This window comes from Streptomyces sp. NPDC097107, from assembly GCF_044762405.1.
Classification (GTDB): Bacteria; Actinomycetota; Actinomycetes; order Streptomycetales; family Streptomycetaceae; genus Streptomyces; species Streptomyces thinghirensis.
This window is the reverse complement of record NZ_JBIWEF010000009.1, coordinates 203128-218378: the sequence shown is the minus strand read 5'-3', so window position 1 is coordinate 218378 and position 15251 is coordinate 203128. Positions and strand designations below refer to the sequence as shown.

The 15251-nt window shown below is 71.5% G+C and carries 13 protein-coding genes; 8 read left to right on the top strand and 5 right to left on the bottom strand.

Annotated elements, in window-relative coordinates; translation table 11 throughout:
• Positions 1 to 7 precede the first annotated feature (7 nt).
• Positions 8 to 778, top strand: a complete 771-nt coding sequence (locus ACIQ1J_RS22780; protein WP_403559294.1) for a class I SAM-dependent methyltransferase — start codon at positions 8 to 10, stop codon at positions 776 to 778.
• Between the two features lie 12 nt (positions 779 to 790).
• Here ACIQ1J_RS22780 and ACIQ1J_RS22775 read toward each other — a convergent pair whose 3' ends face one another.
• Complete coding sequence (locus ACIQ1J_RS22775) at positions 791 to 1321, bottom strand: GNAT family N-acetyltransferase (RefSeq protein ID WP_403559292.1); 531 nt, start codon at positions 1319 to 1321, stop codon at positions 791 to 793.
• 349 nt (positions 1322 to 1670) lie between these two features.
• On the opposite strand from ACIQ1J_RS22775, the gene ACIQ1J_RS22770 reads away from it, so the two are divergent.
• From ACIQ1J_RS22770 to ACIQ1J_RS22760, 3 genes are all read left to right on the top strand, one after another.
• The gene (locus tag ACIQ1J_RS22770) at positions 1671 to 2159 is read left to right on the top strand and encodes a DUF6083 domain-containing protein (protein WP_403559289.1); all 489 of its coding nucleotides are present in this window, start codon (positions 1671 to 1673) and stop codon (positions 2157 to 2159) included.
• Between the two features lie 422 nt (positions 2160 to 2581).
• On the top strand, positions 2582 to 4048 hold the full coding sequence (locus ACIQ1J_RS22765) for an aldehyde dehydrogenase family protein (RefSeq protein ID WP_210961312.1): 1467 nt from the start codon (positions 2582 to 2584) through the stop codon (positions 4046 to 4048).
• A 29-nt stretch (positions 4049 to 4077) separates the two neighbouring features.
• Positions 4078 to 5637 carry a GMC family oxidoreductase gene (locus tag ACIQ1J_RS22760; RefSeq protein ID WP_403559286.1) on the top strand — a complete coding sequence of 520 codons (1560 nt, stop codon included), beginning with the start codon at positions 4078 to 4080 and terminating at the stop codon, positions 5635 to 5637.
• A gap of 228 nt (positions 5638 to 5865) precedes the next feature.
• Here the strand turns inward: ACIQ1J_RS22760 and ACIQ1J_RS22755 are convergent, their stop codons facing one another.
• Complete coding sequence (locus tag ACIQ1J_RS22755; RefSeq protein WP_210961314.1) at positions 5866 to 6879, bottom strand: LacI family DNA-binding transcriptional regulator; 1014 nt, start codon at positions 6877 to 6879, stop codon at positions 5866 to 5868.
• A 325-nt stretch (positions 6880 to 7204) separates the two neighbouring features.
• Between ACIQ1J_RS22755 and ACIQ1J_RS22750 the strand changes: the two genes are divergently transcribed.
• The 4 genes from ACIQ1J_RS22750 (at position 7205) to ACIQ1J_RS22735 (ending at position 12083) form a co-directional block, all read left to right on the top strand.
• Positions 7205 to 8515, top strand: a complete 1311-nt coding sequence (locus ACIQ1J_RS22750; protein WP_403559282.1) for an ABC transporter substrate-binding protein — start codon at positions 7205 to 7207, stop codon at positions 8513 to 8515.
• Between the two features lie 92 nt (positions 8516 to 8607).
• Positions 8608 to 9603: a carbohydrate ABC transporter permease gene (locus ACIQ1J_RS22745; RefSeq protein WP_403559279.1), complete on the top strand. Its 996-nt coding sequence runs from the start codon at positions 8608 to 8610 to the stop codon at positions 9601 to 9603.
• 12 nt (positions 9604 to 9615) lie between these two features.
• Entirely contained in the window at positions 9616 to 10539 is a 924-nt protein-coding gene (locus ACIQ1J_RS22740) for a carbohydrate ABC transporter permease (protein ID WP_403559276.1), read from the top strand.
• A gap of 104 nt (positions 10540 to 10643) precedes the next feature.
• Entirely contained in the window at positions 10644 to 12083 is a 1440-nt protein-coding gene (locus tag ACIQ1J_RS22735) for a GH1 family beta-glucosidase (protein WP_403559273.1), read from the top strand.
• A 65-nt stretch (positions 12084 to 12148) separates the two neighbouring features.
• Here ACIQ1J_RS22735 and ACIQ1J_RS22730 read toward each other — a convergent pair whose 3' ends face one another.
• From ACIQ1J_RS22730 to ACIQ1J_RS22720, 3 genes are all read right to left on the bottom strand, one after another.
• Positions 12149 to 13345 carry a glycoside hydrolase family 64 protein gene (locus ACIQ1J_RS22730; protein WP_403559270.1) on the bottom strand — a complete coding sequence of 399 codons (1197 nt, stop codon included), beginning with the start codon at positions 13343 to 13345 and terminating at the stop codon, positions 12149 to 12151.
• A 199-nt stretch (positions 13346 to 13544) separates the two neighbouring features.
• A complete protein-coding gene (locus ACIQ1J_RS22725) occupies positions 13545 to 14690 on the bottom strand; it encodes an RNA polymerase sigma factor (protein ID WP_403559689.1) in 1146 nt (381 codons plus the stop codon).
• An 8-nt stretch (positions 14691 to 14698) separates the two neighbouring features.
• Positions 14699 to 15106 carry a YciI family protein gene (locus ACIQ1J_RS22720; protein ID WP_403559267.1) on the bottom strand — a complete coding sequence of 136 codons (408 nt, stop codon included), beginning with the start codon at positions 15104 to 15106 and terminating at the stop codon, positions 14699 to 14701.
• Positions 15107 to 15251: the final 145 nt, after the last annotated feature.

The window sequence follows — 15251 nt, the reverse complement described above, 5'->3', positions numbered from 1 at the left end:
CGACGAGATGGGCATCAGCATGGCGGTGGCCAGGACATGGGTGGAGCGCTGGGAGCGACAGCAGCAGCGCTACGCCGTGGACCGCGAGGAGCGCTTCACGGTGATCACGGATGTCGTCGAGTACGTCACGGCCGGCCGTCCGCGGCCGCTCCTGCTCGACCTCGGCTGCGGCCCGGGCTCCCTGGCCGCCAGACTCGTGGACCGGCTGCCGGACGCGGAGATCGTCGCCGCCGACATGGACCCCCTGCTGCTGGAACTGGGACGGACCCACCATGCGAACGCCGCCCGCTACGTCGACACCGTGATCGGCGCCGACGGCTGGACCGACGCCCTCGGGCTGGAGCGCCCCCTGGACGCCGCCGTCTCCACGACGGCCCTGCACTACCTCCCCGAGCCGGTACTGCTGGACACGTACCGCCGTCTCGCCGCGCTGCTGCGCTTTGGCGGTGTACTCGTCAACGGCGACCACTTCCCGCCCGGCGGGGCACCGTGCTCGGACATCACCGGCTACGTGGGCCGCCGCCGCGCCGAACGGACGGGTGGCCACGCCCACGAGGACTGGCAGGAGTGGTGGACCGCGGCGGCCCGGGACCCCGAGCTGGCCGACCTGCTCGCCGAGCGCGCCCAGCGCCACGCGGCCCACGGGGGGAGCGGGGCCGGGGAGGATCTCGCGGTGGACCGCCACACCGAATTGCTGCGCCGGGCGGGTTTCCGCCACGTCGCGCCGGTCTGGCAGTTCGGCGACAGTGCCGTCCTGGTGGCGGTCAAGGGCGACTGAGCCCCAGCCGGTTCACAGGGCGAGGCTCATCAGGATCTCGTCACGGTCGTCACCGGGCGCCACGCGCAGCGCACCCGGCCATCGGCCGACCTCGGTCCAGCCGGCCCTGCGGTAGAAGTCCTCGAGCCCCAGACCGGCCCGCGCGGTGAGCCGCAGCCGTTCCATGCCCATCTCGTCGCGGGCGATCTCCGGGAGACGGCGCATCAGCGCGGCGCCGACGGCCATGCCGCGGAAACGGACGTGCGTCTGAAGGTGGTTCACCGTTCCGCAGTGCGCGACAAGAGGGTGCGGCTCGCGGCGCAGGAGTACCCAGCCCGCGATTGCGCCGTCGACGGTGGCGAGGAGGATCCGGCTGCGCTGCGGAGCGAGCCCCCGGACGATCTCGTCCAGCGCCGGCTCGACCTCCGGCGAGGGCACCGGCGGCAGTGAACAGCCCGTGGGGATGACCGCGCCCCCGGCGTTGATGACCGCGGTCCAGCAGTCCCGCAGATCCCGACGGAGGGCCGCCGTGGCGTCCTGCGCCCGGACGATCTGCGCGAACACGGGTGCACGCACTGCCCCGTGAGCTGTCACGTACGCCAGTTTGCCAGGCCACTCGCCGGCCGCCGAAGATCATGAAACGCCCGAACACACCTGCACGCTGAGGTCAGTGGGTGTTGGCCTTCGGCGCGCCGCCGTGCGCATGCTGACCCGCCGGGCTTGCGATCGGCGGCTCCGTGGCGCACCGACGACGCCCGTCCCGGCGGGAACTGCCGCGCTGGGCGGGAAAATGCCGGGCCGATACGGCGAGGGGAGGCGAGGGGGCCCGCGCCGGTACGATCCGTCCGCATGCTGCCGTTGCGCCCGTCTTGCGCCTTGTCCCGCTCCCCGCCTTCCCCGCACGCTCGCGTCCATGGGGGATACACACGAACCGAGCCGCTTCCCGGTACCCGGCCCCGACAGCCACCGGCAGCCGCCCGTCGACGCCGTACGGCCCTGGGAGAGCGCCGACAGGGGGCAGGCCGCCCGAGACGGCGCCACCGGGCCCGAACCGCCGGCCCGGCCGGTCTGTCCGCACTGCGGCCTGGTCGGCGAACGCCGTCCCACCTACACCGGCCGGCACGTCCTGCTCGAGCCCCTGCCCGCCATGCCCGCTCACCTCGTCCCCGGCGGCCACCGCTGGCACATCGACTCCGGCGGGCAGGCCTGGAACAGCGGTCCGAACGAGCCTCCGCCCGGCACCACGTGCCGCGTCCCCCACCAACTCGCCTGCCCGGGCCTCACCCTGGACGAGATCAAGCCGTGGTGGTGGCTGGCGGCGGTGCGTGAGGAGAACGCCCGCCGGGCACGGCGGCAGGCGGACGAGGACGGCTCCCCCGGGGCGCTGCCCGACGCGGGCTGACAGGAGGCGATCGTCACCGGCGGCGTCGTCCTCCCCGGCCGGCCGCGCGATGCGGGGAGCCCTGGCCCGCGCCGTCGCCTCCGCGCTCGGTATCGACACCGTGCTGCACGCCGGGCCGGGACACGCCGCCCACCTGCCGGCCCGCGCCGACCACGAGGGCGCCCACCTGACAGCTCGGCTCGGCCGACCCGCCTCCGGCGGCACGACCTCCTGCTTCCGGATCACCCCCGTCGGCCTCCGGTGTCCAACGAGCCTCCGCATCCACGCGCAAGCTAGCCCAACCAGGTCACATCCCCGCCCAACCCTCCCTCGGCCGGTGCGTCCACATGACCGGCGCGGGCCCCTCGGACGATGTTGGTGCCAGGTGTGCCGCGCCGTAGGGCTGCGTCGGCACCGGACAGGTACGAGTGAGGGAGCCTGCGATGCCGGAACTGTTCATCGACGGCGAGTGGACGGGTGCCGTGGGCGGCGCGCGGTGGGACGTGATCAACCCCTTCGACGCGTCCGTCATCCAGCAGGTGGACGACGCCGACGAGGCGGACGTCGACCTGGCCGTACGGGCCGCCCGGCGGGCCTTCGACCGGGGCGACTGGCCGTCGGCACCCACCCGGGAGCGGGCCGACGTGCTGCTCAGGGTGTCGCGGTTCCTCCTGCGCGACCAGGAGGAGATCGCCCATGTCGAGTCCCTCGACACCGGCAAGACGCTCGCCGAGGCACGCATCGACGTCGAGGACGTCTCGAACGCGTTCCGCTACTTCGCCGAGATCGCCGACAAGGACGGCGGCCGGGTGGTCGACGTCGGCCCGGACGTGCTCAGCCGGGTCACCTACCATCCCCTCGGCGTCTGCGCCCTCATCGCGCCGTGGAACTACCCGCTGCTCCAGGCCTCCTGGAAAGTGGCCCCGGCCCTGGCGGCGGGCAACACCTTCGTGCTCAAGCCCAGCGAGACGACACCGCTGTCCACGATCCACATGATCCGGCTGATCGCGGAGGCGGGAGCGCCGCCCGGCGTCGCGAACCTGGTCCTGGGGCCCGGCGGCACCGTGGGCGCGGCGATGTCCTCCCACCCCGAGGTGGACCTGGTCTCCTTCACGGGTGGCCTGGCCACCGGGCGCCGGATCATGGAGGCGTGCGCGCCGGGCGTGAAGAACCTCGCCCTGGAGCTCGGCGGCAAGAACCCCAACGTGGTCTTCGCCGACTGCGACTTCGACGCGGCCGTCGACCACGCCCTGGAGGCCTCGTTCCTGCATTCGGGACAGGTCTGCTCGGCCGGCTCGCGGCTGCTCGTGGAGGACGGCCTGCACGACCGGTTCGTGGAGCGGCTGGCCACCCGCGCGCAGTCCATCCGGCTCGGCAGCGGGCTCGAACCGGCGACCGAGAGCGGGCCGCTCAGCTCCGCGGAACACCGGGCGAAGGTCGAGAAGTACCTGGAGATCGCCCGCGACGAGGGCGCCCGCCTGGTCTGCGGCGGCCGCCGCCCCGACGACCCCGAGCTGTCCCGCGGATTCTTCCTGCTGCCCACCGTCTACGCCGACTGCGACCGCTCCATGCGCATCGTGCAGGAGGAGGTCTTCGGTCCGGTCGTCACCGTGGAGCGCTTCCGCACCGAGGACGAGGCCGTCGAACTGGCCAACGACACCCGCTACGGCCTGGCCGGCGGCGTGTGGACGAACGACGCGAGCCGAGCCCAGCGGGTCGCCGGCAGGCTGCGGCACGGCACGATCTGGATCAACGACTTCCACCCCTACGTGCCGCAGGCCGAGTGGGGCGGCTTCGGCCGTTCCGGCTTCGGCCGGGAACTGGGGCCCACCGGCCTGCGCGAATACCAGGAGGCCAAGCACATCTACCAGAACCTGAGGCCGGCTCCCTCCGGCTGGTTCAAGGGCTGAGCGGGCAGGGCGAGAGAGAAGGCGACGCCATGGACGACGAGACGACGACCTACGACTACGTGATCATCGGCGGCGGTACGGCCGGCTGCGTACTGGCCGCCCGGCTGAGCGAGGACCCGGCCTGCCGCGTGTGCGTGGTGGAGGGCGGACCCAGCGATGTCGGCGACGAACGGATCCTGCGGCTCCGGAACTGGATCAACCTGCTCGGCTCCGAGTTCGACTACGGCTACACCACCGAGGAACAGCCCCGCGGCAACTCGCACATCCTGCACTCCCGCGCCCGCGTTCTCGGCGGCTGCTCCTCGCACAACACGCTGATCAGCTTCCTTCCGTTCCCGCAGGACCTGGCCGAGTGGGCGGAGCGCGGCTGCACCGGCTGGGAGCCGGAGACGATCCTGCCGTACCGGACACGGCTGCAGAACACGATCGTGCCCGTCGGCGCCGCCGACCGGAACGCGATCGCCGAGGACTTCGTCACGGCGGCGACCACCCGGCTCGGTGTGCCGGTCGTCGAGGACTTCAACGCCCGCCCCTTCACCGACGGTGCCGGCTTCTTCTCCGTCGCCTACGACCCGCAGACCAACACCCGCTCGTCCGCCTCCGTCGCCTACCTGCACCCCGTACTGGACCGCCCGAACCTGACGCTGCGCCTGGAGACCTGGGCATACCGGCTGACGCCCGACAGCGAGGGCCGTTTCACCCGCGTCCAGGTCCGCAACCCAGACGGCTCCCTCTCGACACTGGAGGCCGACGCCGAGGTGCTGCTGTGCGCCGGAGCGATCGACACGCCCCGGCTGCTCATGCTCTCCGGCATCGGCCCGGCCGACCGACTGCGGGACCTGGGCATCGAGGTCCGCGCCGACCTGCCGGGGGTGGGCGAGAACCTGCTGGACCACCCCGAGTCGGTGATGGTGTGGGAGACCCGTGAACCACTGCCGCCCAACTCGGCCATGGACTCCGACGCCGGGCTCTTCCTGCGCCGCGATCCGGCGGGAGGTCCGCGCCCGGACCTGATGTTCCACTTCTACCAGGTGCCGTTCACCACCAACACCGAACGGCTGGGCTACCCCGTCCCCGAGCACGGCGTCTGCATGACCCCGAACGTGCCACGCGCCCGGTCCGTCGGCCGCATGTGGCTGCGCAGCGCCGACCCGGACGTCAAACCGGCCCTGGACTTCCGCTACTTCACCGACCCGGACGGGCACGACGAGCGCACCATCGTCGAAGGCCTGCGGATCGCCCGCGAGGTGGCGTCCACCGCCCCGTTCAGCGACTGGCTGCTGCGGGAGGTGGCGCCGGGTCCGGACGTTCTTTCGGACGCCGACCTGTCCGAGTACGGACGCCGCGCCGCACACACCGTCTATCATCCGGCCGGGACCTGCCGGATGGGCGCCGAGGACGATCCCATGGCGGTGCTCGATCCTCAGCTGCGGCTGCGTGGCCACGACGGGCTGCGAATCGTGGACGCGTCCGTCTTCCCCACCATGCCGACCATCAACCCTATGGTCACCGTACTGCTCGCCGCCGAACGAGCGGCTGACCTCATCACCGCCCGGCCGGCCCCACGCCCGCCGGCCGTGGACGGGTAGGCCCCATGACGATTCCCGGAACGCCGGGCGGCCCCTCGGACGCCGACCACGGGCTCCAGTACGAGGATCAGGGCCCCGCGCGCCGAGGGCACGCACCTGACGCCGCGAGGCCCGCCCTCCGCGCGGACGGCGGGAGTTTGACGACAGGACCTAGCGGGCGCGGGCCCGCGACCTGATGAGGAACGGGTTCGCGACCGGCCTGCCCTCGCCTCGTCTCCGGGCCGCGGGTCAGGACGACTCGCGCACCACCAGCTCGGTCGGCAGGGTCATTTGCTGCCGGGACGCGCCGTGCTGCGTGATGTCGGTGAGGATCCGGGCCATGGTCCGGCCCAGTTCCTCCACCGGCTGACGGACCGTCGTCAAAGGCGGGTTGGTGTGGCGGGCGAGGACGGAATCCTCGAAGCCCACCACGGCGACATCACCAGGAACCCGTCGCTTCTGCCGGCGGAGCTCGGCCAGGGCGCCGACCGCCATGAGATCGGAGGCGGCGAAGACGGCGTCGAGGTCCGGGGCGCGTTCAAGAAGCAAACGCATGGCGCGGCCCCCGCCCTCCTCCGTGAAGTCACCCGCCTCCACCAGGAGTTCCCTCGCGGGCACCCCTGCTTCCCCGTGCGCGGCGCGCCAGCCCGCGAGTCGGCTGCGGCCGACGTCCATGTCCAGGGGGCCGGTGATCGTGGCGATCCGCCGCCTGCCGCTGCCCAGCAGGTGCCGGACCGCCGCGGTGGCCCCACCGGCGTTGTCGGCGTTGACGTAGCTCAGCCGCTCGCCCGCGTCGCGGCGGCCGGCCAGCACGGTGGGCAGGCCCATCTCCTCCAGCATGCCCGGCAGCCGGTCCTCGGAGTGCACGGAGACCAGCAGGACGCCGTCCACGCGGCGGGTCGCCACCGACTCGGTCAGCTGGTCCCGCTCGGCCTGGTCGCGGACGAGCATCAGCTGCAACTGGGTCCGGCTCTCCGCGAGAGCGCCGCTGACGCCCCGGATCAGTGCGGCGAAGAACGGTTCCGAGCCGAGCCGGCTCTCCGACTCCGGGATCACCAGGGCCACGGCGTTGGTGCGGTTGGTCACCAGACCGCGGGCGACCGAGTTGGGGACGTAGTTCAGCTCCTTGATGGCTGCGAGGACCCTGGCGCGTGCGTCGGCACTGACCAGTTCCGAGCCGTTGACGACACGCGAGACCGTGGTGCGGCCCACCCCGGCGTGGGCGGCGACCGTTTTGATCGTGGGACGGCGGTTGCCGGTCATGCACTCCCCCCTCGGCGGCCGCGGCGACCGTGCCTGCCGCGGAGGTGACCTGCGGCAATTCTTGCAGACGCGGCCGCCGGCAGAGCACCCCCCGAGGCTCGAAGAACGAGGGCGAGGCTCGGAGTCCACCGGCAACTTGTGTTCAAGTCATTGACAGATGGGCGCGCTCCCACGAGTCTTCGATGCGCCGGTGGGAACGTGCCCACCGACGTGCCCACCGAATTTGGGCACGTTCCCAAACCTGTCAGAGCCGCTGTAGTCGTCGCTGTGGTCATCGCAGAACCCGTCACGCCGATGTGTCAGCGCCGTCGCTAGGAGGAGATCCATGGGCAGTCTCGGTTTGTTGCGCACAAGGGCGGTGGCGGCGGTCGCGGCCGCCGGCGCGCTGGCACTCGTCGTGGGCTGCAGCAGCAGTGACGACTCGGTCACCGGTGGCGGCAAGGAGGACGGCAAGACCACCATCACGATGGGCCTGTACGGCGTGATGGGCATCAAGGAGACCGGCCTTCTCGAGCAGTACGAGAAGGAGAACCCCGATGTCGACATCAAGGCCGAGATCGCCGGTGACGAGCAGACGTACTACACCGCGCTGCAGACCAGGCTCGCCGCGGGCAAGGGCCTGAAGGACATCCAGGGCATAGAGATCGGCCGGGCCAAGGAGATCACCGAGACCCAGGCGGACCAGTTCGCGGACTTCTCCGAGATGTCGGGGACCGACCACTTCCTGCCCTGGAAGGAGTCCCAGATCAGTACCGAGGACGGCAAGGTGCTGGGCCTGGGCACCGACATCGGCCCGATGGCCGTCTGCTACCGCAAGGACTACTTCGAGAAGGCGGGCCTGCCCACCGACCGTGAGGAGGTCGCCAAGCTGTGGGAGGGCGACTGGAAGAAGTACGTCGAGGTCGGCCGCACCTTCAAGAAGGGCTTCAAGGGTGACGACGTGGCCTACATGGACGCGGCCAGCGGCCTGTTCAACGCCATGGTCTACGGCTACCCCGAGCAGTACTACAACGACCAGGGCGAGCTGATCTACGACAAGAACCCGGCCGTCAAGGAGGCGTGGAGCCTCGCCGCCGACGCCGCGGAGGACGAGCTGACGGCCAAGCTCCGTCAGTTCCAGCCGGGCTGGGACCCGGGTCTGGCCAACGGCACGTTCGCCACCGCCGTGTGCCCGGCCTGGATGCTCAGCCACATCAGCGAGAAGGCCGGTGCGGCGAACAAGGGCAAGTGGGACGTGGCCAAGGCCCCCAAGGGCGCGAACTGGGGCGGTTCCTTCCTCGGTGTGGTCGAGCAGAGCCCGGTGAAGGAGGAGGCCAAGAAGCTCGTCGCCTGGCTGACCGCGCCGGAGCAGCAGGCCCACATCTTCAAGGAGATCGGCAACATCCCGTCCTCGCTCCAGGCCCTGGACAGCGTCGACGTGAAGGGCGCCAAGTCGGAGTACTTCAGCGACGCGCCGATCGGCCAGATCTTCGGCGCCGCGGCCCAGGAGATCCCGGACAAGCAGGTCCTGGGACGCAAGGACGGGACGATCAAGGACACCTTCTCCCAGGGGCTGGTCCTGATCGAGCAGCAGGACACCCCGCGTGACGAGGCGTGGGACACCACCGCGGAGCGCATCCAGAAGGCGGTCGGCTGACCCACCGCCTCTGCGGCCCTCCGGGCCCGCCGGCGCCCTGCCGGCGGGCCCGGGGCCCGGCTCACACATCCGCTTTTCAGGAAGGAAGTCCGGTGGCCACCTCCACCACCAAGGCCCTGGCCGGGGACGAGCCTCCAGGTCCGTCCCCCAGGACGGGCGGCGAGGGCACCGCCCGGCGGCGCGGCGCGCTGCTGCACCGGCTGGACATCAAGGGCGCCCCGTACGCGTTCGTCGCGCCGTTCTTCGTCGTCTTCGCCGCGTTCAGTTTCTACCCGCTCGTCTACACCTCGTGGATCTCCCTGCACGACGTGGAACTGGCCACCCTCGACGTGATGGAGTGGGTGGCGTTCGACAACTACGTCGAGCTCTGGGGAGACTCCCGGTTCTGGAACGCGCTGCGGAACACCATCACCATCGGCGTCATCTCCACGGTGCCGCAGCTGATGATGGCGCTCGGCCTGGCCCACCTGCTCAACTACCGGATGCGGGCCTCGCTGTTCTTCCGCGTCGCCTCGCTCGTCCCCTACGCCACCTCGGTGGCGGCCGCCGCCCTCGTGTTCACCATGATCTTCGAACGCGACTTCGGCATGATCAACTGGGCGCTCGGAACGGTCGGCATCGACCCGGTGAACTGGGAGGCCGACAAGTGGCCCGCCCAGGCCGCGATCTCCACCATCGTCATCTGGCGCTGGACCGGCTACAACGCCCTGCTCTACCTGGCCGCCATGCAGGCCATCCCCGCCGACCGGTACGAGGCGGCCTCCCTCGACGGCGCGTCCCGGTGGCAGCAGTTCACCCACGTCACCGTCCCCGGGATCCGCTCCACCATCGTCTTCACCATCGTGCTCTCCACGATCGGCGCCACCCAGCTTTTCGGTGAGCCGCTGATCTTCGGCCAGGGACCCAACGGCATCACCGGTGGCGCGGACAACCAGTACCAGACGCTCGGCCTGCTGCTGTACGAGGAGGGCTGGAAGAACTACCAGATGGGCCGCTCGGCGACCGTCGCCTGGGCGATGTTCATGCTGCTCGTCCTCGTCTTCGTGGCCCAGCGCCTGATCAAGCGCCTGCGTTCCCGTACGTCCTGACCTGGAGTCGCCATGACCACCCAAAGCCTCCCGGCCCGGACGGACGCCCCGGCCCGGACCTCCGCCGACAAGCCGGCCGGCCGCGGCGGCCGCCGGCTGCTGCGCCAGGGCGCCGGCCGCCAGCACCACGCGGGCCCGCTCGCCTACGTCCTGCTCGCCATCATGGCGGTCCTGTCGATCTTCCCGCTCTACTGGACGATGGTGGCCGCCTCCACCGACAACACCCGGGTGAGCCAGACCCCGCCGCCGTTCCTGCCCGGCCCCAACCTGTTCAGCAACCTCGCCCGGGCCTGGGACGAGGCGGCGATGGGCAAGGCCATGGTCAACAGCCTCATCGTGGCCGGGGTGATCGCCCTGTCCACGGTGATGTTCGCGACGCTGGCCGGGTTCGCCTTCGCCAAGCTGCGCTTCAAGGGCCGCAACGCCCTGCTCATGCTGGTGATCGGCACCATGATGGTGCCGCCCCAACTCGGTGTCGTACCGCTGTTCATGATGATGTCCGAGCTGGGCTGGTCGCAGCAGTTGCCCGCCGTCATCTTCCCCACGCTGGTGAGCGCGGTCGGGGTCTTCTTCATGCGGCAGTACCTGTCGGAGGCGCTGCCGGACGAACTCGTCGAGGCCGGCCGCGTGGACGGGGCGCACTCGCTGCGCATCTTCTGGAGCATCGTGCTGCCCGTCGCGCGGCCCGCGATGGCGGTCCTGTTCATGATCACGTTTGTGCACGCGTGGAACGACTTCTTCTGGCCCTTCGTGGTGCTCGACATGACCAACCCGACGGTCCCCGTCGCGCTCACCCAGCTCAGCGCCGGATACGTCCGGGACCAGTCGCTGATCATGGCGGGCGCGCTGCTCGGCACCCTGCCGCTGCTGCTGATGTTCATCGTCTTCGGCCGCCAGATCGTCAGCGGCATCATGGCGGGCGCCGTCAAGGGCTGACCCGCCACCGTGCGGCCCGGCACCGAGCCGTCGGGCCCGCACCGCGATCCCCACCTCTCCAGGCGTTCGCGCGCCCGCGAACACCCCTCCCAGAAAGGACTTACGTGGTCACCGCAGCACAGCAGACCGCGTCCGCCCCGGACGCCGCCCGTACCTTCCCCAAGGGCTTCCTCTGGGGCTCCGCGACCGCCTCTTACCAGATCGAGGGGGCCGCCGCGGAGGACGGCCGTACGCCGTCCATCTGGGACACCTACGCCCGCACCCCCGGCCGGGTCCGCAACGGCGACACCGGTGACATCGCCACCGACCACTACCACCGCTGGCGGGAGGACGTCGCCCTGATGGCCGAGCTCGGGCTCGGCGCCTACCGCTTCTCGCTCGCCTGGACCCGTGTCCAGCCCACCGGCCGCGGCCCCGCCGTGCAGAAGGGCCTGGACTTCTACCGGCGCCTCGCCGACGACCTGCTGGAGAAGGGCATCCAGCCCGTAGCCACCCTCTACCACTGGGACCTGCCGCAGGAGTTGGAGGACGCCGGGGGCTGGCCCGAGCGTGCCACGGCCGAGCGGTTCGCCGAGTACGCGGCCCTCGCCGCGGACGCCCTCGGCGACCGGGTGAAGACCTGGACCACTCTCAACGAGCCCTGGTGCAGCGCCTTCCTCGGCTACGGCTCCGGCGTGCACGCCCCCGGCCGCACCGACCCGGTCGCCGCCCTGCGCGCCGCCCACCACCTCAACCTGGCGCACGGCCTGGCCGTTCAGGCACTGCGCGACCGGGTCCGCGCCGACGCCCAGTGCTCGGTCACCCTCAACATCCACCACGTCCGCCCGCTCACCGGCAGCGACGCCGACGCCGACGCGGTCCGCCGCATCGACGCGCTCGCCAACCGGGTCTTCACCGGCCCGATGCTGCAGGGCGCCTACCCGGAGGACCTGTTCAAGGACACCGCCGCGCTGACCGACTGGTCCTTCGTCCAGGACGACGACCTGCGGCGGATCCACCAGCCGCTGGACTTCCTCGGCGTCAACTACTACACGCCCACCCTCGTCTCCGAGGCCGACGGCAGCGGCACCCACACCTCCGACGGACACGGCAGGAGCACCCACACCCCATGGCCGGGGGCCGAGCGGGTCGCTTTCCACCAGCCGCCCGGCGACACCACCGCCATGGGCTGGGCCGTCGACCCCACCGGCCTGTACGACCTGCTGACCCGGCTGGCGTCCGACTTCCCGCGGCTGCCGCTGGTCATCACCGAGAACGGGGCGGCCTTCGACGACTACGCCGACCCCTCGGGACAGGTCAACGACCCCGCCCGCATCGCCTACGTACGCGACCACCTGGCCGCCGTGCACCGGGCCATCGTGGACGGCGTGGATGTGCGTGGCTACTTCCTGTGGTCCCTGCTGGACAACTTCGAGTGGGCCCACGGCTACGGCAGGCGCTTCGGCGCGGTCTACGTGGACTACCCGACCGGCACGCGCATCCCCAAGGCCAGCGCCCGCTGGTACTCCGAGGTCGCCCGCACCGGCGTCCTGCCCGGCGCCTGACCCATGGGTCCGCCCCCGCCCGCTGCGCCGACGCAGCGGGCGGGGGCGGACCGGCCACCGGTTCCTCAGCTCAGCGGGTCCAGCGTGAGCTGGGCCTGGGCCGGGTTGCCGTCGTGCACCAGCGACTCGTGGTGGCCGACGTCGTCGAAGGCGAAGGCGTACGCCTTTCCGTCGGCCATCCTGTCGTGGATGATCCGGGCGTAGTGGTTGGTCACGGGCTCCTTGTAGAAGTTGGCTGCCGAGGCGTCGGGCTGGTTGGGGTTGCTCAGCAGGGTGGAGCGGTTGAAGCCGGCGCACAGCGTCCGCGAGATGGGCCCGCGTACCTGGTCGTTGGGGGCGTCCAGGAGCTTGTGACAGCCGAAGACGCTGGAGGCGTCGGGCTTCTGGAAGCTCGTGACGACGGCCCCGGCGCTGTTGGTGAAGTTCATGGCACCGCCCGAAACGCGCCCGGAGTACTTGGTGCCCGGCTGGTCCGCGAACGGCGTGACGGTGAGCGTGGCGGACGTGTACTTCTGCCAGACGCGGTTGATGTAGTCGTCCATGACCGACGCGGGCAGCGCACCGGTCTCCAGCCCGTACAGCGGCGACAGAGCCCGCAGGACGGTGCCGTCGGACCGGGTCTGGATCAGCCCGCCCCAGCCGGGCTGCGCCCGCAGCGCGTTGAACACCGCGTTGTAGCCGCCGGCCTTGAGCCGTCCGGCGGCGGCCACACTGCCGTCGGCGCGCTGCACGCCGACGGTGTAGGGCGCGGAGAACATGTCGACCTGGGTGCTGTTGAGCCACAGCCCGGAGTCGTTGAGCGTGTACTCGGACCAGTTGAACAGGATATTGCGGTTGGGGTCGCTCGGGTTCTGCACGGCCGGTTGCACCAGGCCGCCCGTGGTCAGCCGGAAGTCGAGCTTCTGGCCGTACGAGAAGTAGATGCGTCCCGACAGCTTGGGGATGCGGATCGTCTTGGTCTGCCCGGCGGCGGGTCCGGGGATGGACGCGTCGGGGGCGGGGGCCGGGGGGTTGCCGCCGGCGGGCCAGGCGTGGAAGGTGCCGTTCGCATCGGCCCAGCCCTGCCGGCCCGTCGTCAGCGAGGTGCCCAGGTTGTAGATGTGAACCGGTTCGCCGCGGCTCGAGTTGTTGGTGATCTTCAGTGGGATGGTGGCGGGCACCGCGGCGTCCGCGGGCGGTGCGGCGCCGAACGTGAGCAGGGCGCCGGCCAGGCCCGTGGCCATGGCCACGGCGAGCAGACGGTGTTTGAGGCTTGAGAGCACTCTCCACCTCCGTGCGGGTGTGGGGGGATTGGTCCGTACCGATTGTGAGAGCGCTCTCAGCGTTACGCTGGGACGCGTTCATGTCAATGAGGGCGGAGTGGGGAATCGTGGCCGTCGCCTGCGACGGGCCGCGCCGAGTACCGCGGAGGTTCCGGGCGCGTCCCGTTCGGAGCGCCGCGGAGGTTCCGAGCGGCACCCGTCAGTGGCGCCGGCGGGCGTTGAGCCGGGCGGCCTGGCGTGTCAGGTGGGCGCGCTCGGCGAGGTTGGGCGCCTTCTGGGCCGCCTCGGCGTACAGCCGAGCCGCGGTCACCAGGTCGCCGTCGCGCTCGTGGAGGTACGCCGCCACCGCGGTGTGGCGGGGCAGGGAGTCGTCCAGACCCGCGAGCGCCGCCAGGCCGGCGCGCGGCCCGTCGGCCTCACCGACGGCCACCGCGCGGTTGAGCCGGACGACCGGGTTGTCGGTGAGGCGCGCGAGTTCGTCGTACCACTCGACGATCTGCACCCAGTCGGTCTCCCCGGCGGTGGGCGCGTCCGCGTGGAGCGCCGCGACGGCGGCCTGGGCCTGGAACTCGCCCAGCCGGTCGCGGGCGAGGGCCGCCTGCAGTATCCCGACGCCTTCGGCGATCGACTCCGTGTCCCACCGACCGCGGTCCTGCTCGGCGAGCGGCACCAGACTGCCGTCGGGCGCGGTCCGGGCGGCGCGCCGGGCGTGGTGGAGCAGCATCAGGGCGAGCAGCCCCGCCACCTCGGGGTGGTCGATCGCGGCCGCGAGCTGCCGGGTCAGCCGGATGGCCTCGGCGGCGAGGTCGACGTCGCCGGAGTAGCCCTCGTTGAAGACCAGGTACAGGACGCGCAGCACCGTGGCAACGTCGCCGGGCCGGTCGAACCGCACCCCGGAGACGGTGCGCTTGGCCCGGCTGATGCGCTGCGCCATGGTCGCCTCCGGCACCAGGTAGGCCTGAGCGATCTGACGGGTGGTCAGCCCGCCGACGGCGCGCAGCGTCAGGGCGACCGCGGACGACGGCGTCAGCGACGGGTGGGCACACAGGAAGTAGAGCTGGAGCGTGTCGTCCGCCTGGGGCGCGGGCCCGGGCTCCGGTTCCTCGCCGACGAGGTCCTCACGCCGGCGGCGGGCGGTGTCCGCCCGGGTCGCGTCCAGGAACCGGCGCCAGGCCACGGTGACCAGCCAGCCCTTCGCATCCCGGGGCGGGTCGGCCGGCCAGACGCGGACCGCCTCGACCAGTGCGTCCTGTACGGCGTCCTCGGCCGCCGCGAAGTCGGCTCCGCGGCGGACGAGGATGGCGAGCACGCTCGGCGTGAGGCTCCGGAGCAGGGCCTCGTTCATCAGAGTCGTCACTCCGTGATGGTGGGGGTCACGCCGTAGAACGGGCGCAGTTCCAGCCACTCGTGGATCGGCTTGCCGCCCGCACCGGGGGCGGCCGACAGCTCCCCGGCCAACTCGACGGCGCGCTCGTAGCTGTCGACGTCGATGATCATCCAGCCTGCGATGAGGTCCTTGGTCTCCGCGAACGGGCCGTCGGTGACCGGCGGGCGCCCCTCACCGTCGTAGCGGACCCAGGCTCCCTCGGGGGCTAGCGCCTGACCGTCGACGAACTCGCCGGTCTTCTCCAGCCGGGCCGCGAAGTCGTTCATGTACTGCATGTGCGCCGAGATCTCCTCCGGGCTCCACTGGTCCATCGGCACGTTGCTGACCGGAGCCGGGGCGCCGCGGTAGTGCTTGAGCAGCAGGTACTTGGCCATGGTGTTCTCCTCGGCGGTGCTTGTCGCGACCCATTGTGGTCGCGCTCACCCCTGGGACGGAGCCGATCACGGGTTCTCGACATCGCCGACGAGATTGTTTCGCCCGGCATCCCGGAGACCTGTGGTGGCCGCGGGACCGGAGGGC